The sequence below is a fragment of the Variovorax paradoxus genome, assembly GCF_029919115.1.
GTDB classification, from domain to species: domain Bacteria; phylum Pseudomonadota; class Gammaproteobacteria; order Burkholderiales; family Burkholderiaceae_C; genus Variovorax; species Variovorax paradoxus_O.
Window position 1 is genome coordinate 3,988,491 of the sequence record NZ_CP123990.1, and the last position, 26,476, is coordinate 4,014,966.

Consider the following 26,476-nt stretch of genomic DNA (forward strand, 5'->3'; position numbering starts at 1 on the left):
AGCTGGTTCCGATGATCGACATCACTCTCGAAAATTTTCAGGCCGAACTGATCGAAGGCTCGGTCGCCACGCCGGTGCTGCTGGACATCTGGGCCGAATGGTGCGGCCCCTGCAAACAGCTCGGCCCGGTGCTCGAAAAGCTCGAAGCCGAGTACGCCGGCCGCTTCACGCTGGCCAAGCTCGACGCCGACAAGGTGCCGCAGATTTCGTCGCAGCTGTCCGAAATGTTCGGCGTGCGCAGCATTCCGTTCTGCGTGATGTTCAAGGACGGCCAGCCTGTGGACGGCTTCGTCGGCGCCATTCCGGCCGACAAGATCCGCGAATTCCTCGACAAGCACGTGCCCGGCGCCGAAGAGGTCGAGGCGGCTTCGGAAGAGGCGGCGGCCCAGGAAGCGCTGGCCGAGGGCGACACCGAAGGCGCGCTCGAGCGGCTGCAGCATGCGGTGGCCACCGACCCGGCCAACGACGATGCGCGCTTCGACTACATCAAGCTGCTGCTGCAGCAGGGCCGCGTCGACGATGCCAAGGTGGCTTTTGCCCCCGTCATCGCCAAGACCACGCTGGTGCGCCGCTTCGATTCGCTGCAGCGCTGGATGGACGCCATCGATTTTGCGGCGCCGGTTTCCGGAGCCGCGCCCTCGCTGACCGATTTCGACAGCAAGATCGCAGCCGGCAAGCGCGACTTCGACGCCCGTTTCGGCCGCGCCCGCCTGCTGATGGCCGAGCAGCGCTGGACCGACGCCATGGACGAACTGCTCGAAATATTGATGCGCGACAAGAGCTGGAACGAAGAACTCGCGCGCAAGACCTACATCGCCATCCTCGATCTCATCGAGCCGCCGAAGGTGAAAGTGGCCGACGGGCAGATTCCGCCGGACGATCCGCTGGTGGCCACATATCGCCGCCGGCTCAGCAGCGTGGTGTTGAGCTGAGCAACTAGATAAAAAAGCGACTTGAGAGTCGCTTTTTTATTGTGCGAAGGGCTCTGAGTGAGGCTGACAAGGCGCGGCATTGGCGGGCCTGTGCGCCGTCGAATACGATTGGCGGCGATTCAACTTGTTGCAATTGAGAAGGAAAAACCGGCCATGCGTTTCCTCGCCCGCCATTGCGCCCGCCCCGCGCTCCCCGTTTTCGCGGCCGCCGTCCTGGGAGCCGCGCTGTCCGGTTGCGGCAGCGGCATCAGCCTGGACGAGCCGATCGAGGGGCCGGTGTGGCGCCTCGCTCAACTGGGCAACGAGCCCGTGGCGCCCGGCGGCGACGCGCAAATTCAGTTCGATCGCAGCAGCGGCCGCGTCAGCGGTTCGGGCGGCTGCAACCGCGTGTCGGGATCGTTCACGCGCAGCGGCAGCGCCCTGACCATCGGCCAGCTGGCCTCTACCCGCATGGCCTGCACCGACCCGGTGCGCGGCGCCAACGAAGCGCAATTCATCTCTGCGCTGCAGACCACCGCCACTTACAGGCTGGCCGGCCCCGGCCGGCTGGCGCTGCTCGATGCGAGCGGGCGGACAGTGGCGACGCTGAGTTCAGGAAACCGCTGAGATAGCCGCCAAGGCTACCTCGTCAAAGAGGGGCAGCCGGTTCAGCCGGTGAGGCGCTCCAGCGCTTCCCGGTACTTGGCCGCGGTCTTCTCGATGACTTCGGCCGGCAGGCGCGGCGCGGGCGGCGTCTTGTCCCAGGGCTTGCCGTTGATCTTGGTGGCTTCGAGCCAGTCGCGCACAAACTGCTTGTCGTAGCTCGGCGGATTGGCGCCCGCAGCCAGTGCGGCCTGGTAGCCCTCGACCGGCCAGTAGCGCGAGCTGTCGGGCGTGAGCACTTCGTCCATCAGCACCAGCGTGCCGGCCTCGTCCAGGCCAAACTCGAACTTGGTGTCGGCAATGATCATTCCCTTGGTGAGAGCGATCTGCGCGGCGGTTTCGTAGATCTCGAGGCTGGTCTCGCGAATCTGCTGCGCCAGCTTGGGACCGACGATCTCGACCACGCGGTCATAGCTGATGTTCTCGTCGTGCTCGCCGGCCGCGGCCTTGGCGGCGGGCGTGAAAATCGGGCGCGGCAGCTTGCTCGCGTTGGTGAGCCCTTCGGGCAGCGGAACGCCGCACACGGAGCGGCTTTCCTGGTATTCCTTCCAGCCGCTGCCGGCCAGGTAGCCGCGCACCACGGCCTCGACCGGAATCGGCGTCAGGCGCTTGACCAGCATCGATCGGCCGGTGACCTGCGGCACTTCTTCGGCCGTGACCACGCTTTCGGGCGCTTCGCCCGTCAGGTGGTTGGGACACAGCTGGCCAAGCCGTTCGAACCACCACAGCGCCATTTGCGTGAGGATTTCGCCCTTGCCCGGAATCGGCTCGCCCATGATCACGTCGAAGGCGCTGAGCCGGTCGCTCGCGACCATCAGGATGCGGTCTTCGCCAACGGCGTAGTTGTCGCGCACCTTGCCGCGCGCAAGCAGGGGCAGGCTCTGGATGGAGGAGGTGTGGACGGTGGTCATGGGGCGATGCTGTACGGAAACGGGTGACGGGAAAACGGATTGTGCGCGCAGAAAAAAGCCACCGCGAACGGTGGCCTGCGAATCGCGGAAAAAGTTTCTTCAGACCACTTCTTGCGCGAGCTCGCCCTTGGCGTACTTGGCAGCAACCACTTGCAGCGTCTCGCCCTTGATCTTGGCGCCCTGGCCTTCGCAGCCGAACTCGATGTAGCGCTGCTTGCAGATCTGCTTGGCGGCTTCGCGCGCGGGCTTGAGCCATTCGCGGGCATCGAACTTCTCGGGGTTCTCGGCCAGGAACTTGCGCACCGCGCCGGTCATGGCCAGGCGGATGTCGGTGTCGATGTTGATCTTGCGCACGCCGTACTTGATGGCTTCCTGGATTTCCTCGACGGGCACGCCGTAGGTTTCCTTCATGTTGCCGCCGTACTTGCGGATGATCTCGAGCAGGTCTTGCGGCACCGACGACGAGCCGTGCATCACCAGGTGGGTGTTGGGCAGGCGAGCGTGGATTTCCTTCACGCGCGAAATCGACAGGATGTCGCCCGTGGGCTTGCGGGTGAACTTGTAGGCGCCGTGGCTGGTGCCGATGGCAATGGCCAGCGCGTCGAGCTGCGTGGCCTTCACGAACTGGGCGGCTTCTTCGGGGTCGGTAAGCAGCGCGGAGTGGTCGAGCACGCCTTCGGCGCCAATGCCGTCTTCCTCGCCGGCCATGCCGGTCTCGAGCGAACCCAGGCAGCCCAGCTCGCCTTCGACCGTGACGCCGACCTTGTGTGCCAGCTGCACCACCTTGCGGGTCACGTCGACGTTGTAGTCGAAGGAGGCGGGCGTCTTGCCGTCTTCATGCAGCGAGCCGTCCATCATCACGGAGGAGAACCCGAGGTCGATGGCGCCCTGGCAGATGGCCGGGCTCTGGCCGTGGTCCTGGTGCATGACCAGCGGAATGTTCGGGTACTGCTCGATCGCGGCCTGGATCAGGTGCTTGATGAAGGCCTCACCGGCGTATTTGCGGGCACCGGCGCTGGCCTGCAGGATGACGGGCGCGCCGGTTTCCTTGGCGGCCTCCATCACGGCCTGGACCTGTTCGAGGTTGTTGACGTTGAAGGCCGGAATGCCGTAGCCGTTGGCGGCTGCGTGGTCCAGCAGTTCGCGCATCGAGACGAGTGCCATGGGAAATACCTCGCGGATATAGGGGAAAAAGAAGGCGGAAAGACAGGAGAAAACTGCCGCAATTCTATCGAGCCCCCTTGTGGGACGGCACTGACAGGTACCTCCAGGGACGAGCCGTGTCGTGGCGCGCGCCCCTAGATCGGCAGTTGCGTGGTCGACAAGACCTGCTTGAGCACCACGAAAGTCCGGATCTGCCGCACGCCCGGCAAATACAGCAGCTGCTCCGCATGCAGCCGGTTGAAGCTGTCGTTGTCGCGCGTGCGCACGAGCATGAAGTAGTCGAACTCGCCCGTGACCACGTGGCATTCGAGGCAGCCCGACACCTTTTGCGCGGCCTTTTCGAAGTCGGCAAAGGAATCGGGCGTGGAGCGGTCGAGCACCACGCCGATCATCACCAGCATGCCGAGTTCGAGCGCGTCGGCATCGAGCAACGCCACGATGCCCTTGATGAGCCCGGCGGCCTTGAGCCGCTCCACGCGGCGCAGGCAGGCGGGCGCGCTCAAGTTGACCTTGGCCGCCAGCGCCACGTTCGACACCGAGGCGTCGCGCTGCAGGGCGCGAAGAATGGCGCGATCGGTGCGGTCGAGCTCTGCCGCCGCCTCGGCCGCCTGTGCCGGCGTGGCACGCAACTTTGTTGTGCTCATCTTTATCCTGGCGAACCAAAAATCTCTGATTGCGCGATCTTGTCTTTTTTAACGCCGAAATTCCACCTAAGTTTGCAAGCACGTTTCGGCGGCTTCTTCCTACCATCGATGCATCCTTTTCTGGAGCAGCACCGATGAATCTCAAGAAATTCCCCCGCCACGCACTCACCTTCGGCCCAACGCCGATTCACGCGCTCAAGCGCCTGAGCGCCCACCTGGGCGGCGAGGTCGAGCTCTACGCCAAGCGCGAGGACTGCAACAGCGGCCTGGCCTTCGGCGGCAACAAGACGCGCAAGCTCGAGTACCTGATCCCCGAGGCGCTCGAGGGCGGCTACGACACGCTGGTGTCGATCGGCGGCATCCAGTCGAACCAGACCCGGCAGGTGGCGGCCGTGGCCGCGCACCTGGGCCTGAAGTGCGTGCTGGTGCAGGAGAACTGGGTCAACTATTCCGACGCGGTGTACGACCGGGTCGGCAACATCGAGATGTCACGCATCATGGGCGCCGACGTGCGGCTCGATGCCGCGGGCTTCGACATCGGCATTCGCAAGAGCTGGGAAGAGGCCATGAACGATGTCCGCAAGGGCGGCGGCAAGCCCTTTCCCATTCCCGCCGGCTGCTCGGAGCATCCGCGCGGCGGCCTGGGTTTCGTGGGGTTCGCTGAAGAAGTGCGGCAGCAGGAGGCCGAGCTGGGCTTCAAGTTCGACTACATCGTGACTTGCTCGGTCACAGGCAGCACGCAGGCCGGCATGGTGGTGGGCTTTGCGGCCGATGGGCGCGCCGACCGCGTGATCGGCATCGACGCCTCGGCCAAGCCGCAGCAGACCTTCGAGCAGATCGTGCGCATTGCCAAGGGCACGGCCGAACTGGTCGAGCTGGGCCGCGACATCACCGACAAGGACGTGGTGCTCGACCGCCGCTTCGGCGGCCCCGAATACGGCCTGCCCAACGAAGGCACGCTGGAAGCGATTCGCCTCTGCGCGCGCCTCGAAGGCATGCTGACCGACCCCGTGTACGAGGGCAAGTCGATGCACGGGATGATCGAGAAGGTGCGCCTGGGCGAATTCCCGGCGGGTTCGAAGGTGCTGTACGCGCACCTGGGCGGCGTGCCTGCGCTGAACGCCTACAGCTTCCTGTTCCGCAACGGCTGAGCGAACTCAGCTCGCGCGGCAGATCTTCAGCATGTTGGTGCCGCCCGGGGCACCCATCGGCTCGCCGCAGGTAATGGCGTAGACGTCGCCGGTCTGCACGATGCCGCGCTTCTTCAGGTGGGCTTCGGCCTGCTCGAGCGCGGTGTCGCGGTCGCTCTCGGAATCCATCAGCAGCGGGCGCACGTTGCGGTAGAGCGCCATGCGGCGCTGCGTGGCAAGGCGCGAGGTCAGCGCGTACATCGGAATGTGCGCGCGGTGGCGGCTCATCCACAGCGGCGTGGAGCCCGACTCGGTGAGCGCCACGATCGCCTTGGCGCCCAGGTGGTGGGCGGTGAACAGTGCGCCCATGGCAATCGACTGGTCGATGCGGCTGTAGGTCTTGCCGCTGAAGTCGGCGTCGAGCGTCTGGTCCTCGGCCGATTCGGCGGCTTCGCAGATGCGGCTCATCTCCTGCACGGTTTCGAGCGGGTAGCGGCCAGAAGCAGTTTCGGCCGAGAGCATCACGGCATCGGTGCCGTCGAGCACGGCGTTGGCCACGTCGCTCACCTCGGCGCGGGTGGGCACGGGGTTGGTGATCATCGACTCCATCATCTGGGTCGCGGTGATCACCACCTTGTCCATGTCGCGCGCCATGCGGATCATTTTTTTCTGCAAGGCGGGCACAGCGGCGTTGCCGACTTCAACCGCCAGGTCGCCGCGCGCCACCATGATGCCGTCGCTCGCGCGCAGGATTTCTTCGAGCTTGGGAATGGCTTCGGCGCGTTCGATCTTGGCGATGAGTCCGGGTTTGTGCCCGTATTCGGCCGCGGCCACGTTGCACAGTTGGCGCGCCATTTCCATGTCGGTGGCGTTCTTGGGAAAGCTCACCGCCACGTAGTCGGCCTGGAAGCTCATGGCAGTCTTGATGTCTTCCATGTCCTTGGCGGTAAGCGCCGGCGCCGTGAGGCCGCCGCCCTGCTTGTTGATGCCCTTGTTGTTGGAGAGCTCGCCGCCCAGCTTGACGGTGGTGTGAACCGCCTCGCCCCGCACAGCGTCGACCGTGAGCACGATGAGGCCGTCGTTCAGCAGCAGCCTGTCGCCGGGGCGCACGTCGCGCGGCAGGTCCTTGTAGTCGAGGCCGACGGCATCGGCGTCGCCCGGCTCGGTGCGCGAGGCGTCGAGCACGAACTTGGCGCCCGGCTCGAGCCAGACCTTTCCCTGCGCGAACTTGCCGACGCGGATCTTGGGGCCTTGCAGGTCGGCCATGATCGCCACCTCGCGGCCGATCTTGCGGGCGGCTTCGCGCACCATGGCGGCGCGGTCGATGTGGTCCTGCGCGGTGCCGTGGCTGAAGTTGAGCCGGACCACGCTGACCTTGTTCAGGATCATCTGCTCCAGCAGCTCGGGCGTATTGGAAGCCGGGCCGAGCGTGGCGACGATCTTGGTGGCGTGGCGGGGAAGGCGATCCGTGATCATTGAGCTTGTCTCCATTTTGTATCCGCTACTGTATACACTTTGTGTGACAACAGGAAGCGGGCACCGCGGCGCGGGCGCGAAAAATCAGCCTGCGGCACGCTTGGCAAGAATTTCGAAGGCCGGGAGGGTCTTGCCCTCGAGCACCTCGAGGAAGGCGCCGCCGCCGGTCGAGATGTAGCCGACCTGCTTCTCGATGCCGTACTTGGCAATGGCCGCGAGCGTGTCGCCGCCGCCTGCGATCGAGAAGGCGCTGCTCTCGGCAATGGCCTGCGCAATGGCCTTGGTGCCGCCCGCGAAGGCGTCGAACTCGAACACGCCCACCGGGCCGTTCCAGACGATGGTGCCGGCTTCGCGCAGTTGCGCCGAAAGGATCTCGGCGGTCTTCGGACCGATGTCCAGGATCAGGTCGTCATCGGCCACGTTGCTCGCGTCTTTTACCGTGGCGGGCGCGTCGGCCGCAAAGGTCTTGGCCGTGACCACGTCCACCGGAATCGGCACGTCGGCGCCGCGTGCGCGCATGGATTCGATCACTTCCTTGGCCTGGTCGACGAGGTCGGGCTCGGCCAGCGACTTGCCGATCTTGAGACCCGCCGCGAGCATGAAGGTGTTGGCGATGCCGCCGCCGACGATCAGCTGGTCGACATTGGCCGACAGGCTCTTGAGGATGGTGAGCTTGGTGCTCACCTTGGAACCGGCCACGATGGCCACCAGCGGCCGCTTGGGCAGGGCCAGCGCCTTCGAAATGGCATCGAGTTCGGCGGCAAGCAGCGGGCCGGCCGCGGCCACCTTGGCGAACTGCGCAATGCCGTAGGTGGTGGCTTCGGCGCGGTGCGCGGTACCGAAGGCGTCGTTCACGTAGATGTCGGTGAGCGCTGCGAGCTTGCGGGCCAGCGCTTCGTCGTTCTTCTTCTCGCCCTTGTTGACGCGGCAGTTCTCGAGCAGCACGACCTGGCCGGGCTTCACATCGACGCCGTCGACCCAATTGGCGACCACCGGAACCTCGCGGCCCAGCAGCTCGCCCAGTCGCTTGGCCACGGGGGCAAGCGAGTCTTCGGGCTTGAACTCGCCTTCGGTCGGGCGGCCCAGGTGCGAGGTGACCATGACGGCGGCGCCAGCGTCGAGCGCCAGCTGGATGCAGGGCACCGAGGCGCGAATGCGCGTGTCTTCGGTGATGTTGCCTGCGTCGTCCTGCGGCACGTTGAGGTCGGCACGGATGAAGACGCGCTGGCCGGCGGCCTTGCCCTGCGCGCAGAGGTCGGTGAATCGAATGACGTTCATGGTCTGTGTTTCGTGGAAGACAAGTCGCCTTGCATTGTAGGTTTCGCTCAGCGGCAGCTCTACACGCCTCTTGCGGCGTTCCGATGCTTTGCGTCAACCTTTCGGCTGCGCCTTGGCGAAGCGTTCGAGCACTTCGACAAAGCTCGCCGCAGCCGGCGACAGGGTGCGCCGCGCGGCGCTGTAGATGCAGACCTCGCGGTGGAAGTCGGGCGACTCCAATCGCACCATCTGCAGGCCGTGGGCGCGCACGAGCGACGCGGAATAGGTCGGGCATACGGTAAGCCCCAGCCCCGAGGCCACCATGCCGAGCGCGGTGGTCATGTACGACACCTCCTGGGTGCCCGGGCGCAGCATGTAGTCGCGCTCCGCCGGGCCCAGTTCGGGCAGCACGCGCTGGCGAAAGTCGCGCGTGGGGGCAATGAAGGTGTAGGGCCCGAGCTCATGCCAGCGCACCTTGCGGCGCCTGGCAAAGGCGTGGGCAGGCGGACAGATCAGCCAGTGCCTGTCGCGCAGCAGCGTGCGGCGCTCGATCGCGCCGTCAACGGCCACGTCCTGCCCTACAGCGAGTTCGACATCGCCGGCCGCAACGCCGGCGAGCAGGTGTTCGGGCAAGGTATCGGCAAGGCGAACGTCGACATCGGGGTACGCCTCGCGATAAAGAGCGATCACCCGCGGCATCAGGGTGCAGGCCATGAGCTGGGGCGCTGCAAGGCGCAACACTCCTTTCTTCTTGTCACGCAAATCCGTCACGCCAGCCACCGCGCTCGTCAGGTCGCCGAGTAACCGGTGCACGGAAGGCAGGAACTCACGGCCCGCTTCCGAAAGCTGCACGCTCCGCGTGTGGCGGTCGAGCAATTTCACTCCGATTTCGCGCTCGAGTTCGCGCACCAGCACGCTGAGCGCCGATTGCGTGAGATGTAGTTGCTGCGCCGCAGCAGTAAAGCTGCCGGTCTCGGCCACCGCAGCAAAGGCGCGCAACTGGCGCAAGGTCAGATTCATATGTCTATTTCATCAATCGATGAATTAATTTCGATTGCATCATAAGACGCGGCGTCGCCCAATCACGGCTCACCGGAGACAAGAAGCCATGCCGACGACCGACCACACGGTGCCCCCACCCGCCCCGCCAGTGCGCGGACTGCACCACTTTGCCTGGCGCTGCCGCGACAGCGAGGAGACCCGCCGCTTCTACGAAGACGTGCTGGGCCTGCCGCTCGCGCACGTGATCAAGAGCGACCACGTGCCGAGCACGGGCGAGTACTGCCCCTATGTGCACATCTTTTTCCAGATGCGCGACGGCTCGTACATCGCCTTTTTCGACCTGGGCGACGACGTGGCGGCGCTGCCTTCGCCGAACACGCCCGCGTGGGTGAACCACATCGCGCTGCGGGTGGACTCGGTGGACGACCTGCTTGCCGCCAAGGCGCGGCTCGAAGCCGCGGGCGTCGAAGTGCTGGGCGTGACCGACCACCACATCATCGAATCGATCTACTTCTTCGACCCCAACGGCATTCGCGTCGAGCTGACCACGCCCACCGTGCCGCAGGCCGAGATGGAAGCGCATGCGCGGCGCGCCCGCGCGGACCTCGACGCGTGGACCGTGCGCAAGGCCGAGCTTCGCACCGCGAGGGGCAGCGCCAATGTCTGAGTTGCAGCTCGCCGTCATCGACGTGAAGCCCGGCGCTGCGATGGAGAGCCAGTCGGGCCTGCAGATGCTGCGTCCCCGCATCTACGGCGCCTTTCGCGCGCCGCAAGGCACCAAGAAGATCGCGGCCATCGTGATGCACCCGACCAGCAACTTCATGGGCCACTACCTCATCGGCCCGCTGGCCGAGCGCGGCATCTGCTGCATGGGACTGAACTCGCGCTACGTGGGCAACGACACGGTGCTGCTGATGGAGCGCGCCATCCAGGACCTCGGGGCCGGCGTGCAGTACCTGCGCGCGGCCGGCTACGAGAAGGTGTTCCTGGTCGGCAACTCGGGCGGCGCGGCGCTCGCAAGCTTCTACCAGGCGCAGGCCGAAAAGCTCACCGCCACGCATTTTCCGGACGGCGACCCGACGCACCTTCACCCGGACGACCTGCCGCCCGTGGACGGCATTGCCCTGTGCGCCGCGCACCTGGGCCGCACGCGGCTGATGCGCGACTGGATCGACCCTTCGGTCGTCGACGAGCACGACCCGCTCTCGGTGGACCCCGAGCTCGACATGTACGACCCGCGCCACCGCGTGCCCTACGAGCCCGAGTTTCTCGCCCGCTTCAGCGCGGCGCAGAAGGCGCGGCTCGGGCGCATCGAGCAATGGTGCATCGACCGGCTCGCGCTGCTGCGCGGCACACCGGGCGCACCGCGCGACCAGACCTTCATCGTCTACCGCACGCATGCCGACCCGCGCTGCGTGGATCTTTCGCTCGATGCGAACGACCGGCTGCCGGGCAGCGTGTGGGGCGATGCGCGGCAAGTGAACTACTCGGCCAATGCGATGGGACGCACCACCTCGCTCACGGCGTTTCTTTCGCAGTGGTCTTCGCGGTCGCAGGCCGACGGGCCCACCAGCCTCGCGCGCACCACGGTGCCCAAGCTGCTGCTCACCTACACGGGCGACCAGTCGACTTTTCCGAGCACACGGGATGCGTGGATGGCCGCCGGCGGCGCGCGCATCCGCAATGTCGACATCGTGGGCGGCAACCACTACCTGGCGGGACAGCCTGAGCTCGTTCCAAAGGCGGCCGACGCGATCGCCGAATTTGCCCACGCGCTGTAGACCGGACATGGAAACCTTTGCATTTGCGCCGGCCTACGAACTGCCGAGCTGGCCTTTCACGCCACCGCCCGAACTGGGCGGCACAAAGATCGTTCGCCACCCGATCGTGATCGTCGGCGCCGGGCCTTCGGGCCTCACGTTGGCCTGCGACCTGGCGCAACGCGGCGTGCGCGCCGTGCTGCTCGACGAGGACGACACCGTCGGGGTGCGCGGCGCCTCGTCGCGCGGCATCTGCTACGCGCAGAAGAGCCTGGAGATCTTCGAGCGCCTGGGCATCTACGAGCGCATGGCCGCCAAGGGCATCACCTGGTCATTCGGGCGCACCTTCTCGGGCGACCAGGAGGTCTACAACTTCAACCTGCAGGCGAACAGCGTCTCCAGGCAGCCGCCGTTCATCAACCTGCAGCAGTTTTATGTCGAATGGTTCCTGGTCGAGCGCATCCTCGAACTCGGGCGGACCGACGTGCGCTGGAAGAGCCGCGTCAGCAGCGTCGAGCAGTTGCACGACGGCGTGCGCATCGAGGTCGAGACGCCCGCCGGCCGCTACACGATCGAGGCCGACCGGCTGATCGACGCCACCGGCGCCAACAGCCCGATCCGCACGCAGCTGGGCATCGATGCGCACTCGTCGCGCAGCACCGACCGCTGGTGCATCAGCGACGTGCGCTTCAAGAAGCCGCTGCCCACCGAGCGCTGGACCTGGGTCGATGCGCCCTTCAACGAAGGCCGCGGCGTGTGGCAGCACCTGATGGCCGACGGCGTGTGGCGCATCGACTACCAGATGCCCGAGGACTGCGACACAAGCTACATCAGCAAGCCCCAAGTGGCGGGCGCGCGGCTGCGCGAACAGTTGGGGCCGGGCGTGGAGTTCGAATTCGTGTGGATCGGGCCTTACGGCTACCGCGACCACCTGCTCGACAGTTTTCGCCACCGCAATGTGTTCTTCATCGGCGATGCCGCGCATGTGGTGAGCCCGTTCGGGGCGCGCGGCGGCAACAGCGGCATCCAGGACGCGGCGAACCTCGGCTGGAAGCTGGCGCTCGTTGCGCAAGGGCAGGCGAGCGATGCGCTGCTCGACAGCTACGACGCCGAACGCCAACCCGCCGCGCAAGAGAACCTGCGGGTGACGAGCCGCTCGGCGCGCTTCCTTGCGCCGCGTTCGCCGGCCGAGCACACGCTGCGCCGCGCCGTGGTGTCCTTGGCCGCGCGCCATCCGTTTGCGCGGGCGCTGGTGAACACGGGCCGCATGTCGGTTGCGAACGACTATCCCCCCGCGCCGCAGTTGCCCGAAGGCGGGCGCAGCGTACAGAACGTTCCGCTGCGCTGGGCCGACGGAAGCGAGACGACGCTGATGCAGCTGCTCTCCGATGGCACGCAGTGCATTGGGCTGTGGCTGGCGCCGACGCGCGCCGAGGCCACGGCGGCGATGGAGGCGACCGCATCGTTGCCGCTGTGCCTGCTGGCCGTCGGCGGCGACAGCGGCTTGCCTACGCTGCAGGCCGACGACCTGCTCACGAACCACCTGGGCCTGCATGACGCGGGCAGCCTTGTGCTCGTGCGCCCCGACGCCTACCGCGCCGCGACGTTGACGAATGCCACGTCCGCGGCCATTTCCGACGCGCTGCACACGGCGCTTGCCAGGAACACCCACTCATGATCACCGAGCCCCGCATCCCCGATCCGGACGGCTTCTACGCCGCCTTGCTCGCAGCGCACGAAGGCTTGAGCGAAGCGCAGAGCGCCGACCTCAATGCCCGCCTCGTGCTGCTGCTGGCCAACCAGTGCGGCGACCATGCCGTGCTGCTCGATTGCATCCGTGCAGCGGCCGAAGACCCTACGACCATTCAAGCCCCATGAACGCCAACGTCTCCTTCGCTTCCGCCTCCGACACACGCGAGCAGAAACCCCAGCTGCGCGAACTCGCGCCCGGCGTGTACGGCTACATCAGCGACTTCGATCCGAACTGCGGCTTCGTGGTCGGCGACGAGCAGGTGGTGCTGATCGACACGCGGCCCACGCCGCGCATGGCCCGCGACTTTCTCGCCGCCATTCGCACAGTGACCGACAAGCCCATCAAGACCATCGTGCTCACGCACTACCACGCGGTGCGCGTGATGGGCGCAAGCGCCTTCGACGAGGTCGAGGCCGTCCTCGCCAGCAACGGCACGCTCGACTGGATCCGCACGCGCGGACAGGCCGATTTCGATTCGGAGGGCGGGCGTTTTCCGCGCCTGTTCGCGGGTGTGGAAGAAATTCCGGGCCTCACCTTCCCGACGATGAGCTTCGAGCGCGAGATGAGCCTGTGGCTCGGTCCACGTCCCGGCCTGGGCCGTGAACTGCGCCTGATGGCGCTGGGCCGCGGCCATTCGAGCGGCGACACGGTCGCATGGCTACCCGACTGCGGCGTGCTGTTCTCGGGCGACGTGGTGGAGAACCACTGCGGCGTGTACGCGGGCGATGCCTACATCCGCGATTGGGCCGGCACGCTCGACGCGGTGCGCGCCTTGAAGCCCCGCGTGCTGGTGCCCGGACGCGGCGCCGTGCTGCAGGACGAAGCCGCCTGCGCCGAAGCCATCGGACTCACCCAGGCTTTTCTTGGAACGCTGCTCGACAGCGTGAAGGCCGGCATTGCCGCGGGCGAAACGCTCAAGGGCTGCTTCGCGCGCGCAGAAGCGGCGATGACCCCGCGCTTCGGCGCATGGCCCGTGTTCCAGCACGTGCTGCCCTTCGACGTGTCGCGCGCCTATGACGAGCTACGCGGTATCGAACACCCCGTGGTGTGGACGGCGGAGCGCGACCGCGAGCTCTGGCAGACGCTGCGCGGGGACTGACCCGCTACCGATTTTCAAAACAAGCGATGGAGACAAAGACGATGAAACGATTTCTTCCCCTGCTGGCCGCAACCCTTGCGCTGGCTACGGCGGTGCCTTTCGCATCTGCCCAACAGGCCGCCTACCCGAGCCAACCCGTCAAATGGATCGTGCCCTACGTGGCCGGCGGCGGCACCGACAACCTGGCGCGCGCATTGGCGGAGGCCATGCAGCCTTCGCTCGGGCAGCCGCTCATCATCGACAACCGGCCGGGCGCATCCACCAACATCGGCGTGTCGGTGCTGATGCAGGCCAAGCCCGACGGCTACACGATCATGCAGGCCGAAAACGCGGCGCTGCTTTTCAACGAGCACATGTTCGCCAAGCTGCCCTACAAGCCTGCGAGCGACTTCACCTACATCGGCACCATCGGCCGCTTTCCGGTGGCGCTGGTGGTGCACCCGGACTTTCCCGCGAAGAACGTGGCCGAGTTCGTGCGCTACGTGAAGGCCAACCCCGAGAAGGTGAGCTACGCCTCGCCGGGCAACGGATCGCCGCACCACATGGCGATGGAGCTCTTCAAGCAGAAGGCCGGGATCAGCATCACGCACGTGCCCTACAAGGGCGCCGCACCCGCCATGACCGACGTGATGGGCGGCCAGGTGCCCACGATGATGCTCGACCTGGCCTCGGGCCTGCCGATCATCAAGGCGGGCAAGGTGCGGGTGCTGGCGATTGCGCTGCCGCAGCGTGCGGGCGCGTTGCCCGAAGTGCCGACCTTCGTCGAAGCGGGCTTCAGCGACGTGAACGCCTATGCCTTTCACGGCTTGATCGGCCCGGCCGGCATGCCGCCGGAAGCGGTCGCGCGCATCAACAGCGAGCTGCAGAAGGCGATGAAGGCACCCAAGGTGGTGAAGCTCTTCACGGATTTCGGCTTCGAGCCGCTGCCGGGCACACCGCAGGAGTTCTACAAACTCTCGCGGGCGGAGAGCGACCGCTGGGGCAAGATCATCCAGGCCGCGGGCGTGAAGCTGGACTGAAACTTTTTACCAGCCGAGCCACAGGTGCAGGGGCAGGTACACCGCCATGCCCGCCAGCATCGTGCCGAGCACGCCGCGCCGCCAGTAGTAATAAGCAGCGCCAACCACCGTGGCATACAGGCGCGCGTCGTGCAGCGTGGTGATCAGGTGGCCCTGGGTCATCACGATCTCCGGCGCGATCACACCCGCGAGCGCAGCGGCCGGCGCGTAGTGCAGTGCGCGGTGCGCCCAGTCGGGCAAGCCCCAGGGCCGGTCGAGAATGAAGAAGAAGCACCGCGTGAGCACGGTGACTCCGGCCAGTCCGACGATGACCGCGAGCGTCCAGAAATCGGTGGTGCCGCTCATTTGTTGTCTTCCGCATCCGGGTCGAGCCCGAGCTGCTTTTCCAGCCAGAAGCACAGCAGCACCGCCGCACCGATGGCCACCACGATGTTGAGCTTGAGCGGCAGCGTGTAAGCCGCCACCGCGGTCACGCTGGCAATCAACGCGGCCAGCATGCGCAGCGGCGTGGTCGCCATCGAGCAGACGATGGCCACCAGGCTCAGCACGCCCGCAAAGCCGAGGCCCCAGTTCTGCGGAATGAAGTTGGCCAGCGCAATGCCCAGAAGGCTCATGCCCATCCACGAGCACCAGGTCACGAAGTAGTTGCCGGTGAGATAGGCCTCCTGCGCCTTCTGCTCGTCGAGCCCGACCGGCGGCGACGTATACCGCCGAGTGAAGAGCGCATAACTCAGGTCGGCGGTGAGATAGCCGTGTGTCATGCGGCGCCAGCGCGGCATGTGCATGAGGTACGGCCGCAGGTGCAGGCTGAAGACCACGAAGCGCAGGTTGACGCAAAAGCCCGTGGCCAATATCACCCAGGCCGGCGCGCCCGCGAACAGCAGCGGAATGGCGGCGAGCTGCGAACTGCCGGCATAGACCAGCAGCGTCATCGCCACCGATTCCAGCACGCTCATGTTCGACTTGACCATGGCAACGCCGGTCATGAGCCCCCAGGCGCCGATGCCCAGCGCGGCCGAGGACATGTCGCGGATGCCGGCGCGGAATTCGGGACGGCGCCGTATGGCTGAAGACAGGAACATCAGCCGAACACCTGCCCGGGCTTCAGGTCGAAGCCGCGCAGGAAATCGGCCACGGCCAGGCGCTTGCCGCCGGGACGCTGGAGTTCGGTGACCATCACGATCGAGCCGGCCGCGGCCACCGCAACGCCCGCGTCGGTAACAGCGAGGATGGTGCCGGGTGCGGCGGATTGCTCGGCTGGCGCCGCGTAGGCGGCCCAGAGCTTGATGGTTTCGCCATCGAGCACGCTGTTGGCACCGGGAAAAGGATCGAACGCGCGAATGCGCCGCACGATGGGGTCGGCGGGCTGGTTCCAGTCGACCTGCGCCTCGTGCTTTTCGACCTTGTTGGCGTAGGTCACGCCTTCGGCAGGCTGCGGGGTACGATCCAGCTGGCCGATATCGGCCAGCGCCTGGACGATCATGCGGCCGCCCAGTTCTGCCAGCCGGTCGTGCAGGCGGGCAGTGCTGTCGTTGCCGATATCCACCGACTCGCGCAGCAGCATGTCGCCCGTGTCCAGGCCGGCGTCCATCTGCATGATGGTGATGCCGGTTTGCGAGTCGCCGGCTTCGATGGCTCGGTGGATCGGCGCCGCGCCGCGCCAGCGCGGCAGCAGGCTGGCGTGGATGTTCAGGCAGCCGAACTTCGGCAGGTCGAGCACCCATTGCGGCAGGATGAGCCCATAGGCCGCAACCACCATCACGTCGGGCTTTGCTGCCAGAAGGGCCTCGCGCGCAGCCGAAGCGTCTTCAGGGTACTTGCCGTCGAGCCGGAGGCTGCGCGGCTGCGCCACGGGCCAGTGGTTGGCAACGGCGCACTGCTTGACCGGGGAGGCCTGCAGCTTCATGCCGCGGCCGGCAGGGCGGTCGGGCTGGCTCAGCACCAGCACCACTTCATGTCCGGCGCCGGCAACGGCCTCGAGCGCGACACGCGCGAACTCGGGCGTGCCCGCAAAAACGACCTTGAGGGGGTTCAATCCCGGATCCGATCGAATTCGAGGTCATCCCCCGTGTGATAGCGGCGAACCACGCCTGTGGGATCGATATAGATATAGAGCATGCGGCGCTCGTTCACCGCTTTGTAGCGCCAGGTCCAGACGGTACCGTCAAAAGAGCTGACACGGCTGATTTCGTAGGGCCGGCCATAAAAGGCGACCACGTCGTTCTGGCGCCATTGGTCGACCTTGATGTCGTGCCCGAAACGCGCCTCGTTGAGCACCTGGGTGACCGAGACGACCTTGCCCGAGGCGTCGATGTCGATGTCGATCACCTCGAAGCCGGCCGGCATGCGCGAATACTGCAGGCGTTCGCCACCGCCGTTGAGCGGGTAGCGGCCCGTCGGCGCGCCCAGCCGCTGCAGGGTTTCGGCCGCGGTGGTGCCCGGCACGATGCGCGTGGGTTCGCTGGCGCAGCCGGCCAGCAGCAACCCGGCTGCAACAACAAAGGCGTGAGACCAGGCAAGCCTCATTCTCAGGCCCGGCCTTCCTTGGCTTCTTCGCGTTGCTGCTTGAGCAGCTTGCTCTTGATGCGGTTGCGCTTGAGCGGCGACAGGTATTCGACGAACACCTTGCCCAGCAGGTGGTCCAGCTCATGCTGGATGCACACGGCGAGGAGGCCCTCGGCCTCGATGGTGCGCAGTTCGCCGTTTTCGTCCAGCGCCTGGACCTTGACCGAAGTGGAGCGCATCACGCCGTCGTAGATACCCGGCACCGAGAGGCAACCCTCTTCGTTCAGCACCTTTTCGTCGCTTGCCCAGATAATTTCGGGGTTGATGAGCACCAGCGGCTCGTTGCGCTCTTCGGAAACGTCGATGACGACCAGGCGCTCGTGCACATCGACCTGGGTGGCGGCCAGCCCGATGCCATTGGCGTCGTACATGGTCTCCAGCATGTCGGCAACCAGGGCCTTGATGCGTGCGTCGACGCCCTGTACCGGCTTGGCAACCGTGTGCAGGCGCTTGTCCGGGTAACTCAGAATGATTCGTTTGGCCATGAAAAACGGGAAAAGTTGTGGCTATTTTCGCCAATTCCGCGACTCGATGAGCTCGGATCACCTGAAAACGTTGCCCTTTAAAGGGCTTCGGGCGCAGAATTCGTAGCAAATTGTGAGATTCGTATGCGCACCGATACTTTGATGCGCTCACCCATCCAGACATGAAAAAGCTCCGAACCCCTGTCCGCCATCGCACGCATCTTTTCACCACGTTGGCAGCCCTTGCGGTGATCAGCGGCGGCACGACGGCCTGGGCTCAGAACTACCCCGTCACCCCGCAGCAACGCGCCACGGCACAGCAAACCGCCCAAAACGGTGTTCCGCTGAGCGAACTGGCGGCCAGCGCGCCGGACGAATACACAGTCAAGCCCGGCGATACGCTGTGGGCCATTTCGCGCCTGTACCTGCTGCGCCCCTGGCGCTGGCCGGAACTGTGGGGCATGAACATCAACGAGATTGCCAACCCGCACCGGATCTACCCCGGCCAGGTGCTGTACCTGGACAAGACGGGCGGGCGCGCACGCCTCACCATGCGCCGCGGCGGGAGCGGCAGCGCAGACGGCGGCACCATCAAGCTGTCGCCGCGCACGCGTTTCGACTCGCTGGCGGGCATGGCGTTGCCCACGCTCAACCCGAGCATCATCGAGCCCTTCCTCAGCGAGCCGATCGTGGTGGATGCCGACACGCTGCAAGCCGCGCCGCGCATCGTGGCCGGCAACGACAGCCGGGTCTTGCTGTCGCGCGGCGACCGCGCCTATGCACGCGGCAATGCCGACACCCCGCTGCTCGAAACGCCGGGCCCGCTGAAGAATTTCCGCGTGTTCCGCAGCGCCACGCCGCTCAAGGACCCGGGAACGGGCGAAATCCTCGGCTACGAGGCGCAGTACCTGGGCAAGGCCCAGCTCCAGCGCGGCGAATCGACCACCGTCGAAACCGAGAAGGACAAGGACGTCATCACCGTGGTGCCGGCCAGCATCGACATCATTGCGGCGCGCGAGGAAATCCGCGCCGGCGACCGCCTGCTGCCTGAGCCGCCGCGCCAGTTGCTGAGCTACGTGCCACGCGCACCTTCCACGCAGGTCGAAGGCCGCATCATTTCCGTCTACGGCAATGCGGTGCAGTTCGCGGCGCAGAACCAGGTGGTGGCCATCAACAAGGGCACCCGCGACGGCATCGACAGCGGCCATGTGCTGGCCATTCTGAAGAACGGCGAAACCATTCTCGACCGGACCGGCGAACGCAAGGAAACGATCAAGCTTCCGAACGAACGCATCGGCCTGCTGATGGTGTTCCGGCCGTTCGAAAAGGTCTCGTACGCGCTGGTGCTCGAAATCACCGACACCCCGCGCGCCGGCGACTTCCTCGTCAATCCCTGACGCCCTTCCGCTTCCTTTCCACTTCGTTTGGAACGAGCAGAACTCGCAGGCTGGCTGCGGCTTTCACTGACGCCGGGCATCGGCGACGGCGCCGCACGCAAACTCTTGGCGGCCTTCGGGCTGCCTGAAGGCATTTTTGCGCAGACTGGCGCGGCGCTCCGGCAGGTGGTCTCGCAGGCGCAGGCCGATGCACTGCAGCAGCAGCCCAACGGGCTCCAGGCGCAAATCGACCTGACCTGGCAATGGCTTCAACCCGGCCAGGACGACGGTACCAAGCGCCGCATCGTGACGCTGGGGGATGCGAGCTACCCCGCATCGCTGCTCGAAATGGTCGACCCCCCGCTGATGCTCTACGTGCTCGGCGCGGCGGACTTCGACCTGACACAGCTTGCCAACAGCATTGCGGTGGTAGGCAGCCGCAATCCCACGCCGCAAGGAGCCGCCAATGCGCGCGCCTTTGCACGGGCGCTGGGCGAAGCGGGCTTGCCGGTGATATCGGGCCTGGCGCTCGGCGTGGACGGCGCCGCGCACCAGGGCGCGCTCGACGCGGCCGGCGACTCGCCCCGGCTCGCCACGGTGGCCATTGTGGGAACGGGCCTCGACCGCGTCTACCCGGCCCGGCACCGCGACCTGGCGCACCGCATCAGGCAGCAGGGCTTGATCGTCAGCGAACTGCCGCTCGGCACGCCGCCGCTCACGCAGAACTTTCCGAAACGCAACCGCCTCATTGCCGGCCTGGCGCGCGGCACGCTGGTGGTCGAGGCCGCGCTCCAGTCGGGTTCGCTGATCACGGCTCGCCTGACCTCGGAACAGGGCAAGGAAGTGTTCGCCATTCCGGGCTCGATCCATTCGCCGCAATCGCGGGGCTGCCATGCGCTGATCCGCCAGGGCGCGAAACTGGTCGAATCGGTGAACGACATCCTCGAAGAGCTGCCGGACCTTCGCGCAGCCAGCGCGAATGCGGGTCTTTTCGACAATGAGGGTGCGGTCGGTTCTTCTTGCTCCACCTCTGCGGCAGCCGCGGAAAATCCGCTGCTCGAGGCCTTGGGCTTCGACCCCGTGAACCTCGACGCCCTGAGCGCACGCACCGGCTGGAGCGCGGCCGCGCTCCAAGCCAAGATGCTCGAACTCGAACTCGACGGCCACGTGGCGCGCCTGCCCGGCGGGCTCTTCCAGAGAACGGCCGCAGCCTAGTATTTTCCTCCCCCCAAAAAGGGGTGAAGAAGTGACATGGAGCCCGGGAGCCCGCAACAAGCTTCGGCTATATTGGGCTCATGTTCGAAGTGCTCGTTTTTGTCTACGAAAACTATTGGCGCGGCGATGCCTGCCCCGAACCCGAACAACTGGGCCGCAAGCTCAGCGCACACGGCTTCGAGGCAGAAGAGATCCGCGAGGCCCTGCACTGGCTCGACGGCCTGAGCCTTGCCACGCAAGGCATGCAGCTTGAGCGAAGTGCCAGCGACGATGCCGTTGCCACGGTCACGCTGCGTGGCGCTCCCGAAGCGGCGTTGCCCCAGTCGAGCAATGCCATGCGGGTGTATTCCCAGGCCGAGCAGGAGCACCTGGGCGCCGATTGCCTCGGTTTCATCCGTTTTCTCGAATCGTCGAACGTGCTGTCTTGCGGCTTGCGCGAGATCGTCATCGAGCGCGCCATGGCCGCACCAGGCGACCCGGTTGCGCTCGACGAACTCAAGATCATCGTGCTGATGGTGCACTGGAGTACCGGCATCGAGCCCGATGCGCTGGTGCTCGACGAACTCTGCGAAAGCCGCGAAGGGCGCATCGCGCACTAGCCGGCTAGTTCAGCAGGCGTTCCGGGTTGGCGTCGAGCTTGGCGAGCGCCTCGCGCGTGGCGCGCACCGTGAGGGTTTCTTCCTCTGCCGGTACCAGCAGGCCGGCCTGCAGGTAGTTGGCGAGGCGTCCGACCTGGATGAGAAAGCTGCGGCCGTCGGCCGAGGCGAACAGATGCAGTTGCTTGCGGTCGCTGCGCCAGACAAACTGCACCTGGGTCACGCGGTCATTGTGGTCGAGCATGAACCAGTTGCCCACCTGCAGCTCGTGCGCCCATTCGAGCATGTCTTCGGCCACCACGCTGCCGACGGTGTCGGGCACGACCTCGATCGACGCCGCATCCACACCCAGCAGCAGTTCGATGCTGTTCGCGTCGAGCGGCAGGTTGGAGGCACCGCCGTCGTCGCTCACAAAGTCTTCCAGGTGCGCCAGGCGCTCGGCCATGGCTTCGATCTTGGCAGCGGGAATGGCCTCGGTCTTCGACAGGAAGGCGTCGGACAGGGTCGCGCCGATGGTCTTGATGTGGGCTTCCTGCGGCTCGTCGATGATGCCGAGCAGGTTCATGCCCAGCCGCAGGCGCTGCAGCAGCTGCGGCAGGTCCTGGATCACGCGGGCGCGGTCGGCGCGGTTGGGCTTGGCGCTCGCGGCCCACACCAGCTCGGAGGCCACGCGCTTGAGCATGACGGTCTGCTCGCCCTGCGCGCCGTAGCGCAGCGCGGCAATGGCCAGCACCTCGGCCCACACCTTGAAGAGAAACTCGCGTATCTCGTCGCGCACCGGCATGTCGTTGAGCATCTTGCGCAGTTCGATGGTGTACTGGATCGCCATCGTTTCCTTCTGCTCGACCTGCTGCGCCACGCTCATGACACGCTGGGTGGTGTCGCTTTGCGTGAGATAGCGGCCGAGGAACGCAACGAACTCGTCGAACACCAGCTTGAAGACGCGCTGCCCGGTTTCGGGGTATTGCTCGATCACCTGCACGACGCGGCGGATTTCGCCTTCGAGCGCGCTGCCCGAAATGGCCGCGGCATCGAAGCCCATCACGCAGGAACCCATGCGGTCGATCAGCATGCGCGCGGGATGCTGAAGCGTGCCGAAGAACTCGGGCTCGGCAATGGCCACGCGCAGCACCGGCATCTGCAGCCGCGCAAACCACACGCGGGCCGAGAAAGGAATGCGCTCTTCCGCGAGGATGGCCTGGAACATGAGCGCCACGATCTCGACGGTGGCCTTGTCGGCAGTGGTGGGCGCTCGCTTCTTGATCTCGGCGCTGCGCCGGCGCAAGTCGACCGAAGCCTGCTGGATGATGGTGGCCGCGTCGCCCGGGTTCTGCATGTATTGCGTGGCCGCCATCCTGTAGGCGGCTTCGGCATCGGCAATCACGCCTGCAAAGGTCTTGGAAAAGGCTTGCGCGGACCCGCCCCCACCACCGCCAGCGTTGCTGCCGGCGCCCGGCGTCCGGCCGTCCGCTCCGGTTACCGATTGCGGTGAGGACGACATCGTCGATGGCATGTCCGCCGCGCCGATGCGTGCAGCCACAAAGCGCTTGAGACTCAAGAGCGCCGTCTGCGCACGCTGGCGAGCGAGCAGCAACGGCGAACCACCTGTCGTTAGCTGTGGCGCCGATGCGCCGAAGCCTCGCGTTTGCGGCGATGCGTGCGAGCCGTGCTGCGATGCAGCGCCTGGTACCTGGCCGGCGGTGCCAGCGGAATACGGCGCCCCGGGCACCGTGGCCGGTCCTCCGGAAGCGCCTGTGCGGCGCACAAAGCTCTTGAGATCGATCTCCGGCATCACGCCCTTGGAGATCAGGAACGCGTTGGCGTCTTCGTAGGCCTTGACGACCACGCCGATCAGATGCTGCTGCACGGTGTCCTGCACGCGGGCCCAGAGCGCACGGCTCAAGCCGGCCGCCAGCCACTGGTCCACCAGCAGCTTGGCCAGCGTTTCGGGCTTGAGCACGTCATGGGCGTCGAGTTCGGCGGTGTCTTCGAGGTACTGGATGCGAAGCCGCAGGTCGCTGAGCTCGAAGCTGGCCTTGTCTTGGATCGCCTGCGCCAGGCGCGACGACAGGATGTTGCCTTCCATCACGTCGTCGCCGATCAGTTCGAGCCGCAGCCCGCCGGTGGACGATGCGCCGCCCGCGGTAGCCGGGGTGCTCACCGATTTGCGCCAATGGGTCTGGGAAAGCGACACCCATTGCGTGGCCTGTCCCTGGAATGCCACGAAGTCGTCGCGGCTTTCCTGCATGACGCGCGCACTGCCGATTTCCGAAGCCTGCCTGGTCAGGCGGTCCCGGATGGCCTGCGCCAAGGGAACGATGACGCCCTCGGTCGCCAGCACGAAACGCTCACGCGTCTCGCGTGCGAGCTGCAAGGAAGAGGCGGACCGCGCAATACTCATTGAAAGATCGGAAAGGCCGGTGAAGCTCTATTGTGGGCAACTGACGAGAGCTTGCATCGGGAAAAGCAACTGCACAAGTGTGCATCAGCTTCCTTGCACTTGCTGGCCTCCCGCGGCACTTTCATTCGATCCGGCGGCGTCAGACCACGGCGCCGGCGTTCGGGTCGTCCTCGGAATCGCCGTCGCGCTTGGCTGGCGTGCCCTTGATGAGGTCTTCGCGCTTGATGCCGAGCCACATGGCAATGGCCGCCGCCACGAAGCACGACGAGTAGATGCCGAAGCAGATGCCGATGGTCAGCGCCAGGGCAAAGTAGTGCAGGGTCGGGCCGCCGAAGAAGAACATCGAGAGCACCACCAGCTGCGTCGAGCCGTGGGTGATGATGGTCCGGCTGATGGTCGAGGTGATCGCGTTGTCGATGATCCCGACCGTGCTCATCTTGCGGTAGCGGCGGAAATTCTCGCGCACCCGGTCGAAGATCACGACCGATTCATTGACCGAATACCCCAGCACCGCCAGCACCGCGGCGAGCACGGCGAGCGAAAACTCCCACTGGAAGAATGCAAAGAACCCCAGGATGATGACCACGTCGTGCAGGTTGGCCAGCACGGTGGCCACGGCGAACTTCCATTCGAAGCGCACCGCCAGGTAGATCATGATGCCGACCACCACCATGCCGAGCGCCTTGAGCCCGTTGGTGGTGAGCTCGTCGCCCACCTGCGGCCCGACAACCTCGATGCCGCGCTGCGTGGCCGAAGGATCGACCGACTTCAGCGCCTGCATGACCTGCGCGCTTTGCTGGTCGGAGCTCATGCCCTTTTGCGCCGGCAGGCGGATCTGCACGTCGCGCGACGTGCCGTAGCTCTGCACCTGCACGTCCGGGTAGCCGAGCTTGCCGATGGCCTCGCGCACCTTGCCGATGTCGGCGGACTGCTGGTAGGCCACCTCCATCACGGTGCCGCCCGTGAACTCCACCGACAGGTGCAGCCCGCGATGCAGCAGGAAGAAAACCGCCAGCGCAAAGGTGGCGAAGGAAATGATGTTCAGCACCAATGCATGGCGCATGAACGGGATGGTCTTGTGGATGCGGAAGAATTCCATGGCGCTTGTCCTTGACCTTTACTCGGCGTCAACCACGGCCGTGCCGTCGGTCTTGGGGCGCCACACCGTGCCGATCGACACCGTCTTGAGCTTCTTCTTCTGGCCGTACCAGAAGTTCACGAGGCCGCGGGAGAAGAACACCGCGGAGAACATCGAGGTGACGATGCCGATGCAGTGCACCACCGCAAAACCGCGAACCGGGCCCGAGCCGAATGCCAGCAAGGCGATGCCGGCAATCAGCGTGGTCACGTTGGAGTCGAGAATCGTGCCCCAGGCGCGGTCGTAGCCCGCATGAATGGCAGCCTGAGGCGAGGCGCCGTTGCGCAGCTCTTCGCGCACGCGCTCGTTGATGAGCACGTTGGAGTCGATGGCCACGCCAATGGCCAGCGCCATGGCCGCAATGCCGGGCAGCGTGAGCGTGGCCTGCAGCATCGAGAGAATGGCCACCAGCAGCATCAGGTTGACGGCCAGCGCAATCGACGAGAACAGGCCGAACAGTGCGTAGTACGCGCACATGAAGATCATGATGGCGATGAAGCCGTACATCACGCTCTTGAAGCCCTTTTCGATGTTGTCGGCACCCAGGCTCGGGCCGATGGTGCGCTCCTGGATGATTTCCATCGGCGCGGCCAGCGAGCCGGCGCGCAGCAGCAGAGCCAGGTCGGCGGCCTCGGCCACGGTCATCGAACCCGAAATCTGGAAGCGGTTGCCGAGCTCGCCGTTGATCGATGGGGCCGTGAGCACTTCGCCCTTGCCCTTTTCGAAGATCAGCATGGCCATGCGCTTCTTGTAGTTTTCGCGGCTCACGTCGCGCATGATCCGGCCGCCCTTGGCGTCCATGGTCAGGTCGACCTTGGGCTGGTTGCTCTGCTGGTCGAAGCCGGGCTGCGCGTCGGTGAGGCTTTCGCCGGTGACGAGCACCTGCTTCTTGACGATCACCGGGCGGCCGTTGCGCTCGAGGAATTTCTCGGAGCCGAAGGGCACCGGTCCGCCGCTCAGTTCGGCTGCGCGGCCTTCTGCGCTTTCGTCGACCAGGCGCATTTCGAGCGTGGCGGTGCGGCCCAGGATGTCCTTAGCCTTGGCCGTGTCCTGCACGCCGGGCAGCTGCACCACGATGCGGTCCAGGCCCTGCTGCTGGATCACAGGTTCGGCCACGCCGAGTTCGTTGATCCGGTTGTGCAGGGTGGTGATGTTCTGCTTGAGCGCCGCATCCTGCAGCCGGCGCGCGGCCTCGGGCTTGATGGTGGCGGTGAGTCGCCAATTGCTGCCGTCTTGCGCTTCGGTGGTTGCGAGATCGGGGAACTGGTCCTGGATGATTTGCTTGGCCGTTTGCAGCGCCGCCGCGTCGCGGAACGAAACCTCGATGGTCTGGCCATTGCGGTTGACCGAAGTGCCGCGGATGCCTTTGTCGCGGAAAGTGGTGCGCAGGTCGCCTGCAAACGACTCGGCCTTCTTGTCGATGGCGCCCTTCATGTCGACCTGCAGCAAGAAGTCGACGCCGCCGCGCAGGTCGAGGCCCAGGTACATGGGGAACGCGTGCAGCGACGTGAGCCACGCCGGGGAGCGCGAAACCAGGTTCAGCGCCACCACATACGGCGGGTCTGACGCATCGGGCACCAGCGTGCGCTGCAAGACGTCGCGCGCCTTGAGCTGCTCGTCGGGCGTGCCGAAGCGCGCGCGCAGCGAGCCGCCTTCGAGCGTGAGCAGGTCGGGCGTGAGCCCGGCTGTTTTCAGCGCCTCCTCGACCCTGCCCTGGGTGGCGGCATCGACCTTGACGGTCGACTTGGCCGCGGACACCTGCACGGCAGGCGCCTCGCCGAAGAAATTGGGCAGGGAATAGATCAACCCCACAAGCAGCACGATCACGATGATCGCGTACTTCCAGACCGGATAACGGTTCATGAGAGAGCGCTTTTCAGAAACGAAACACGGCGTGACTTGAGGCCTTGCTCCACAAAGCGCAAGGCCGGG

The 26,476-nt window shown here is 65.9% G+C and carries 26 protein-coding genes; 12 read left to right on the plus strand and 14 right to left on the minus strand.

Going from position 1 to position 26,476, the window contains the following annotated elements; translation table 11 throughout:
- The first annotated feature begins 11 nt into the window (after positions 1-11).
- Together QHG62_RS19260 and QHG62_RS19265 are read left to right on the plus strand one after the other, a co-directional pair.
- Complete coding sequence (locus QHG62_RS19260; protein ID WP_281147240.1) at positions 12-932, plus strand: tetratricopeptide repeat protein; 921 nt, start codon at positions 12-14, stop codon at positions 930-932.
- 153 nt (positions 933-1,085) lie between these two features.
- On the plus strand, positions 1,086-1,538 hold the full coding sequence (locus QHG62_RS19265) for an META domain-containing protein (RefSeq protein WP_281147242.1): 453 nt from the start codon (positions 1,086-1,088) through the stop codon (positions 1,536-1,538).
- 41 nt (positions 1,539-1,579) lie between these two features.
- Here QHG62_RS19265 and QHG62_RS19270 read toward each other — a convergent pair whose 3' ends face one another.
- From QHG62_RS19270 to QHG62_RS19280, 3 genes are all read right to left on the minus strand, one after another.
- Positions 1,580-2,485, minus strand: a complete 906-nt coding sequence (locus QHG62_RS19270; RefSeq protein ID WP_258502906.1) for a phosphoribosylaminoimidazolesuccinocarboxamide synthase — start codon at positions 2,483-2,485, stop codon at positions 1,580-1,582.
- Positions 2,486-2,584: 99 nt separating this feature from the next.
- On the minus strand, positions 2,585-3,649 hold the full coding sequence (gene fba, locus QHG62_RS19275; protein WP_258502908.1) for a class II fructose-bisphosphate aldolase: 1,065 nt from the start codon (positions 3,647-3,649) through the stop codon (positions 2,585-2,587).
- Between the two features lie 134 nt (positions 3,650-3,783).
- Positions 3,784-4,293, minus strand: coding sequence for an Lrp/AsnC family transcriptional regulator (locus tag QHG62_RS19280; protein ID WP_281147245.1), 510 nt, complete (start codon positions 4,291-4,293; stop codon positions 3,784-3,786).
- A gap of 134 nt (positions 4,294-4,427) precedes the next feature.
- On the opposite strand from QHG62_RS19280, the gene QHG62_RS19285 reads away from it, so the two are divergent.
- Entirely contained in the window at positions 4,428-5,444 is a 1,017-nt protein-coding gene (locus tag QHG62_RS19285) for a 1-aminocyclopropane-1-carboxylate deaminase (RefSeq protein ID WP_281147246.1), read from the plus strand.
- Between the two features lie 6 nt (positions 5,445-5,450).
- Here QHG62_RS19285 and pyk read toward each other — a convergent pair whose 3' ends face one another.
- The 3 genes from pyk to QHG62_RS19300 form a co-directional block, all read right to left on the minus strand.
- The gene (pyk, locus tag QHG62_RS19290) at positions 5,451-6,899 is read right to left on the minus strand and encodes a pyruvate kinase (protein WP_281147248.1); all 1,449 of its coding nucleotides are present in this window, start codon (positions 6,897-6,899) and stop codon (positions 5,451-5,453) included.
- An 84-nt stretch (positions 6,900-6,983) separates the two neighbouring features.
- Positions 6,984-8,177 (minus strand): phosphoglycerate kinase, encoded by a 1,194-nt coding sequence (locus QHG62_RS19295; RefSeq protein ID WP_281147250.1) that lies wholly within the window; start codon positions 8,175-8,177, stop codon positions 6,984-6,986.
- A 93-nt stretch (positions 8,178-8,270) separates the two neighbouring features.
- A complete protein-coding gene (locus QHG62_RS19300; protein ID WP_281147252.1) occupies positions 8,271-9,176 on the minus strand; it encodes a LysR family transcriptional regulator in 906 nt (301 codons plus the stop codon).
- An 88-nt stretch (positions 9,177-9,264) separates the two neighbouring features.
- On the opposite strand from QHG62_RS19300, the gene QHG62_RS19305 reads away from it, so the two are divergent.
- Genes QHG62_RS19305 through QHG62_RS19330 form a run of 6 tightly spaced genes read left to right on the plus strand, consistent with a single transcriptional unit; the run spans position 9,265 to position 14,789 of the window.
- Positions 9,265-9,825, plus strand: coding sequence for a VOC family protein (locus QHG62_RS19305; protein WP_281147254.1), 561 nt, complete (start codon positions 9,265-9,267; stop codon positions 9,823-9,825).
- Positions 9,818-10,939 carry an alpha/beta hydrolase family protein gene (locus QHG62_RS19310; RefSeq protein WP_281147255.1) on the plus strand — a complete coding sequence of 374 codons (1,122 nt, stop codon included), beginning with the start codon at positions 9,818-9,820 and terminating at the stop codon, positions 10,937-10,939. The genes QHG62_RS19305 and QHG62_RS19310 overlap by 8 nt, the downstream gene beginning before the upstream one ends.
- A 7-nt stretch (positions 10,940-10,946) precedes the next feature.
- Positions 10,947-12,596 (plus strand): FAD-dependent oxidoreductase, encoded by a 1,650-nt coding sequence (locus QHG62_RS19315; RefSeq protein WP_281147256.1) that lies wholly within the window; start codon positions 10,947-10,949, stop codon positions 12,594-12,596.
- Positions 12,593-12,796, plus strand: a complete 204-nt coding sequence (locus tag QHG62_RS19320; RefSeq protein WP_281147257.1) for a DUF2783 domain-containing protein — start codon at positions 12,593-12,595, stop codon at positions 12,794-12,796. Before QHG62_RS19315 ends, QHG62_RS19320 begins: the two co-directional genes overlap by 4 nt.
- A complete protein-coding gene (locus QHG62_RS19325; RefSeq protein WP_281147258.1) occupies positions 12,793-13,770 on the plus strand; it encodes an MBL fold metallo-hydrolase in 978 nt (325 codons plus the stop codon). The genes QHG62_RS19320 and QHG62_RS19325 overlap by 4 nt, the downstream gene beginning before the upstream one ends.
- A 41-nt stretch (positions 13,771-13,811) precedes the next feature.
- Positions 13,812-14,789, plus strand: a complete 978-nt coding sequence (locus QHG62_RS19330) for a Bug family tripartite tricarboxylate transporter substrate binding protein (protein ID WP_281147260.1) — start codon at positions 13,812-13,814, stop codon at positions 14,787-14,789.
- A 6-nt stretch (positions 14,790-14,795) separates the two neighbouring features.
- Here QHG62_RS19330 and QHG62_RS19335 read toward each other — a convergent pair whose 3' ends face one another.
- Genes QHG62_RS19335 through def form a run of 5 tightly spaced genes read right to left on the minus strand, consistent with a single transcriptional unit; the run spans position 14,796 to position 17,839 of the window.
- The gene (locus QHG62_RS19335) at positions 14,796-15,134 is read right to left on the minus strand and encodes an AzlD domain-containing protein (RefSeq protein WP_281147262.1); all 339 of its coding nucleotides are present in this window, start codon (positions 15,132-15,134) and stop codon (positions 14,796-14,798) included.
- Positions 15,131-15,871, minus strand: a complete 741-nt coding sequence (locus tag QHG62_RS19340) for an AzlC family ABC transporter permease (protein ID WP_281147264.1) — start codon at positions 15,869-15,871, stop codon at positions 15,131-15,133. Before QHG62_RS19340 ends, QHG62_RS19335 begins: the two co-directional genes overlap by 4 nt.
- Positions 15,871-16,824 carry a methionyl-tRNA formyltransferase gene (fmt, locus tag QHG62_RS19345; protein WP_281147266.1) on the minus strand — a complete coding sequence of 318 codons (954 nt, stop codon included), beginning with the start codon at positions 16,822-16,824 and terminating at the stop codon, positions 15,871-15,873. The genes QHG62_RS19340 and fmt overlap by 1 nt, the downstream gene beginning before the upstream one ends.
- Complete coding sequence (locus QHG62_RS19350; RefSeq protein ID WP_281147268.1) at positions 16,821-17,315, minus strand: hypothetical protein; 495 nt, start codon at positions 17,313-17,315, stop codon at positions 16,821-16,823. Before QHG62_RS19350 ends, fmt begins: the two co-directional genes overlap by 4 nt.
- A gap of 2 nt (positions 17,316-17,317) precedes the next feature.
- Positions 17,318-17,839, minus strand: coding sequence for a peptide deformylase (gene def / locus QHG62_RS19355; RefSeq protein ID WP_281147270.1), 522 nt, complete (start codon positions 17,837-17,839; stop codon positions 17,318-17,320).
- A 161-nt stretch (positions 17,840-18,000) separates the two neighbouring features.
- Here def and QHG62_RS19360 point away from each other — a divergent pair, with 161 nt between their 5' ends.
- From QHG62_RS19360 to QHG62_RS19370, 3 genes are all read left to right on the plus strand, one after another.
- Entirely contained in the window at positions 18,001-19,215 is a 1,215-nt protein-coding gene (locus tag QHG62_RS19360; protein ID WP_281147272.1) for a LysM peptidoglycan-binding domain-containing protein, read from the plus strand.
- A 27-nt stretch (positions 19,216-19,242) separates the two neighbouring features.
- Entirely contained in the window at positions 19,243-20,409 is a 1,167-nt protein-coding gene (gene dprA / locus QHG62_RS19365; RefSeq protein WP_281147274.1) for a DNA-processing protein DprA, read from the plus strand.
- Between the two features lie 80 nt (positions 20,410-20,489).
- Positions 20,490-21,008, plus strand: coding sequence for a DUF494 family protein (locus QHG62_RS19370; RefSeq protein ID WP_281147276.1), 519 nt, complete (start codon positions 20,490-20,492; stop codon positions 21,006-21,008).
- A 4-nt stretch (positions 21,009-21,012) separates the two neighbouring features.
- Here the strand turns inward: QHG62_RS19370 and QHG62_RS19375 are convergent, their stop codons facing one another.
- From QHG62_RS19375 to secD, 3 genes are all read right to left on the minus strand, one after another.
- Positions 21,013-23,406, minus strand: a complete 2,394-nt coding sequence (locus QHG62_RS19375; protein ID WP_281147278.1) for a DUF1631 family protein — start codon at positions 23,404-23,406, stop codon at positions 21,013-21,015.
- A gap of 139 nt (positions 23,407-23,545) precedes the next feature.
- The gene (gene secF, locus QHG62_RS19380) at positions 23,546-24,505 is read right to left on the minus strand and encodes a protein translocase subunit SecF (RefSeq protein ID WP_281147280.1); all 960 of its coding nucleotides are present in this window, start codon (positions 24,503-24,505) and stop codon (positions 23,546-23,548) included.
- Between the two features lie 18 nt (positions 24,506-24,523).
- Positions 24,524-26,407: a protein translocase subunit SecD gene (secD, locus tag QHG62_RS19385; protein WP_281147281.1), complete on the minus strand. Its 1,884-nt coding sequence runs from the start codon at positions 26,405-26,407 to the stop codon at positions 24,524-24,526.
- Positions 26,408-26,476: the final 69 nt, after the last annotated feature.

Excerpts from the sequence above, each read along its gene's own strand:
- QHG62_RS19260 (WP_281147240.1), top strand. The coding sequence starts at position 12 with ATGATCGACATCACTCTCGAAAATTTTCAGGCCGAACTGATCGAAGGC.
- QHG62_RS19265 (WP_281147242.1), top strand. The coding sequence starts at position 1,086 with ATGCGTTTCCTCGCCCGCCATTGCGCCCGCCCCGCGCTCCCCGTTTTC.
- QHG62_RS19270 (WP_258502906.1), bottom strand. The coding sequence starts at position 2,485 with ATGACCACCGTCCACACCTCCTCCATCCAGAGCCTGCCCCTGCTTGCG.
- fba (WP_258502908.1), bottom strand. The coding sequence starts at position 3,649 with ATGGCACTCGTCTCGATGCGCGAACTGCTGGACCACGCAGCCGCCAAC.
- QHG62_RS19280 (WP_281147245.1), bottom strand. The coding sequence starts at position 4,293 with ATGAGCACAACAAAGTTGCGTGCCACGCCGGCACAGGCGGCCGAGGCG.
- QHG62_RS19285 (WP_281147246.1), top strand. The coding sequence starts at position 4,428 with ATGAATCTCAAGAAATTCCCCCGCCACGCACTCACCTTCGGCCCAACG.
- pyk (WP_281147248.1), bottom strand. The coding sequence starts at position 6,899 with ATGATCACGGATCGCCTTCCCCGCCACGCCACCAAGATCGTCGCCACG.
- QHG62_RS19295 (WP_281147250.1), bottom strand. The coding sequence starts at position 8,177 with ATGAACGTCATTCGATTCACCGACCTCTGCGCGCAGGGCAAGGCCGCC.
- QHG62_RS19300 (WP_281147252.1), bottom strand. The coding sequence starts at position 9,176 with ATGAATCTGACCTTGCGCCAGTTGCGCGCCTTTGCTGCGGTGGCCGAG.
- QHG62_RS19305 (WP_281147254.1), top strand. The coding sequence starts at position 9,265 with ATGCCGACGACCGACCACACGGTGCCCCCACCCGCCCCGCCAGTGCGC.
- QHG62_RS19310 (WP_281147255.1), top strand. The coding sequence starts at position 9,818 with ATGTCTGAGTTGCAGCTCGCCGTCATCGACGTGAAGCCCGGCGCTGCG.
- QHG62_RS19315 (WP_281147256.1), top strand. The coding sequence starts at position 10,947 with ATGGAAACCTTTGCATTTGCGCCGGCCTACGAACTGCCGAGCTGGCCT.
- QHG62_RS19320 (WP_281147257.1), top strand. The coding sequence starts at position 12,593 with ATGATCACCGAGCCCCGCATCCCCGATCCGGACGGCTTCTACGCCGCC.
- QHG62_RS19325 (WP_281147258.1), top strand. The coding sequence starts at position 12,793 with ATGAACGCCAACGTCTCCTTCGCTTCCGCCTCCGACACACGCGAGCAG.
- QHG62_RS19330 (WP_281147260.1), top strand. The coding sequence starts at position 13,812 with ATGAAACGATTTCTTCCCCTGCTGGCCGCAACCCTTGCGCTGGCTACG.
- QHG62_RS19335 (WP_281147262.1), bottom strand. The coding sequence starts at position 15,134 with ATGAGCGGCACCACCGATTTCTGGACGCTCGCGGTCATCGTCGGACTG.
- QHG62_RS19340 (WP_281147264.1), bottom strand. The coding sequence starts at position 15,871 with ATGTTCCTGTCTTCAGCCATACGGCGCCGTCCCGAATTCCGCGCCGGC.
- QHG62_RS19350 (WP_281147268.1), bottom strand. The coding sequence starts at position 17,315 with ATGAGGCTTGCCTGGTCTCACGCCTTTGTTGTTGCAGCCGGGTTGCTG.
- def (WP_281147270.1), bottom strand. The coding sequence starts at position 17,839 with ATGGCCAAACGAATCATTCTGAGTTACCCGGACAAGCGCCTGCACACG.
- QHG62_RS19360 (WP_281147272.1), top strand. The coding sequence starts at position 18,001 with ATGAAAAAGCTCCGAACCCCTGTCCGCCATCGCACGCATCTTTTCACC.
- QHG62_RS19370 (WP_281147276.1), top strand. The coding sequence starts at position 20,490 with ATGTTCGAAGTGCTCGTTTTTGTCTACGAAAACTATTGGCGCGGCGAT.
- QHG62_RS19375 (WP_281147278.1), bottom strand. The coding sequence starts at position 23,406 with ATGAGTATTGCGCGGTCCGCCTCTTCCTTGCAGCTCGCACGCGAGACG.
- secF (WP_281147280.1), bottom strand. The coding sequence starts at position 24,505 with ATGGAATTCTTCCGCATCCACAAGACCATCCCGTTCATGCGCCATGCA.
- secD (WP_281147281.1), bottom strand. The coding sequence starts at position 26,407 with ATGAACCGTTATCCGGTCTGGAAGTACGCGATCATCGTGATCGTGCTG.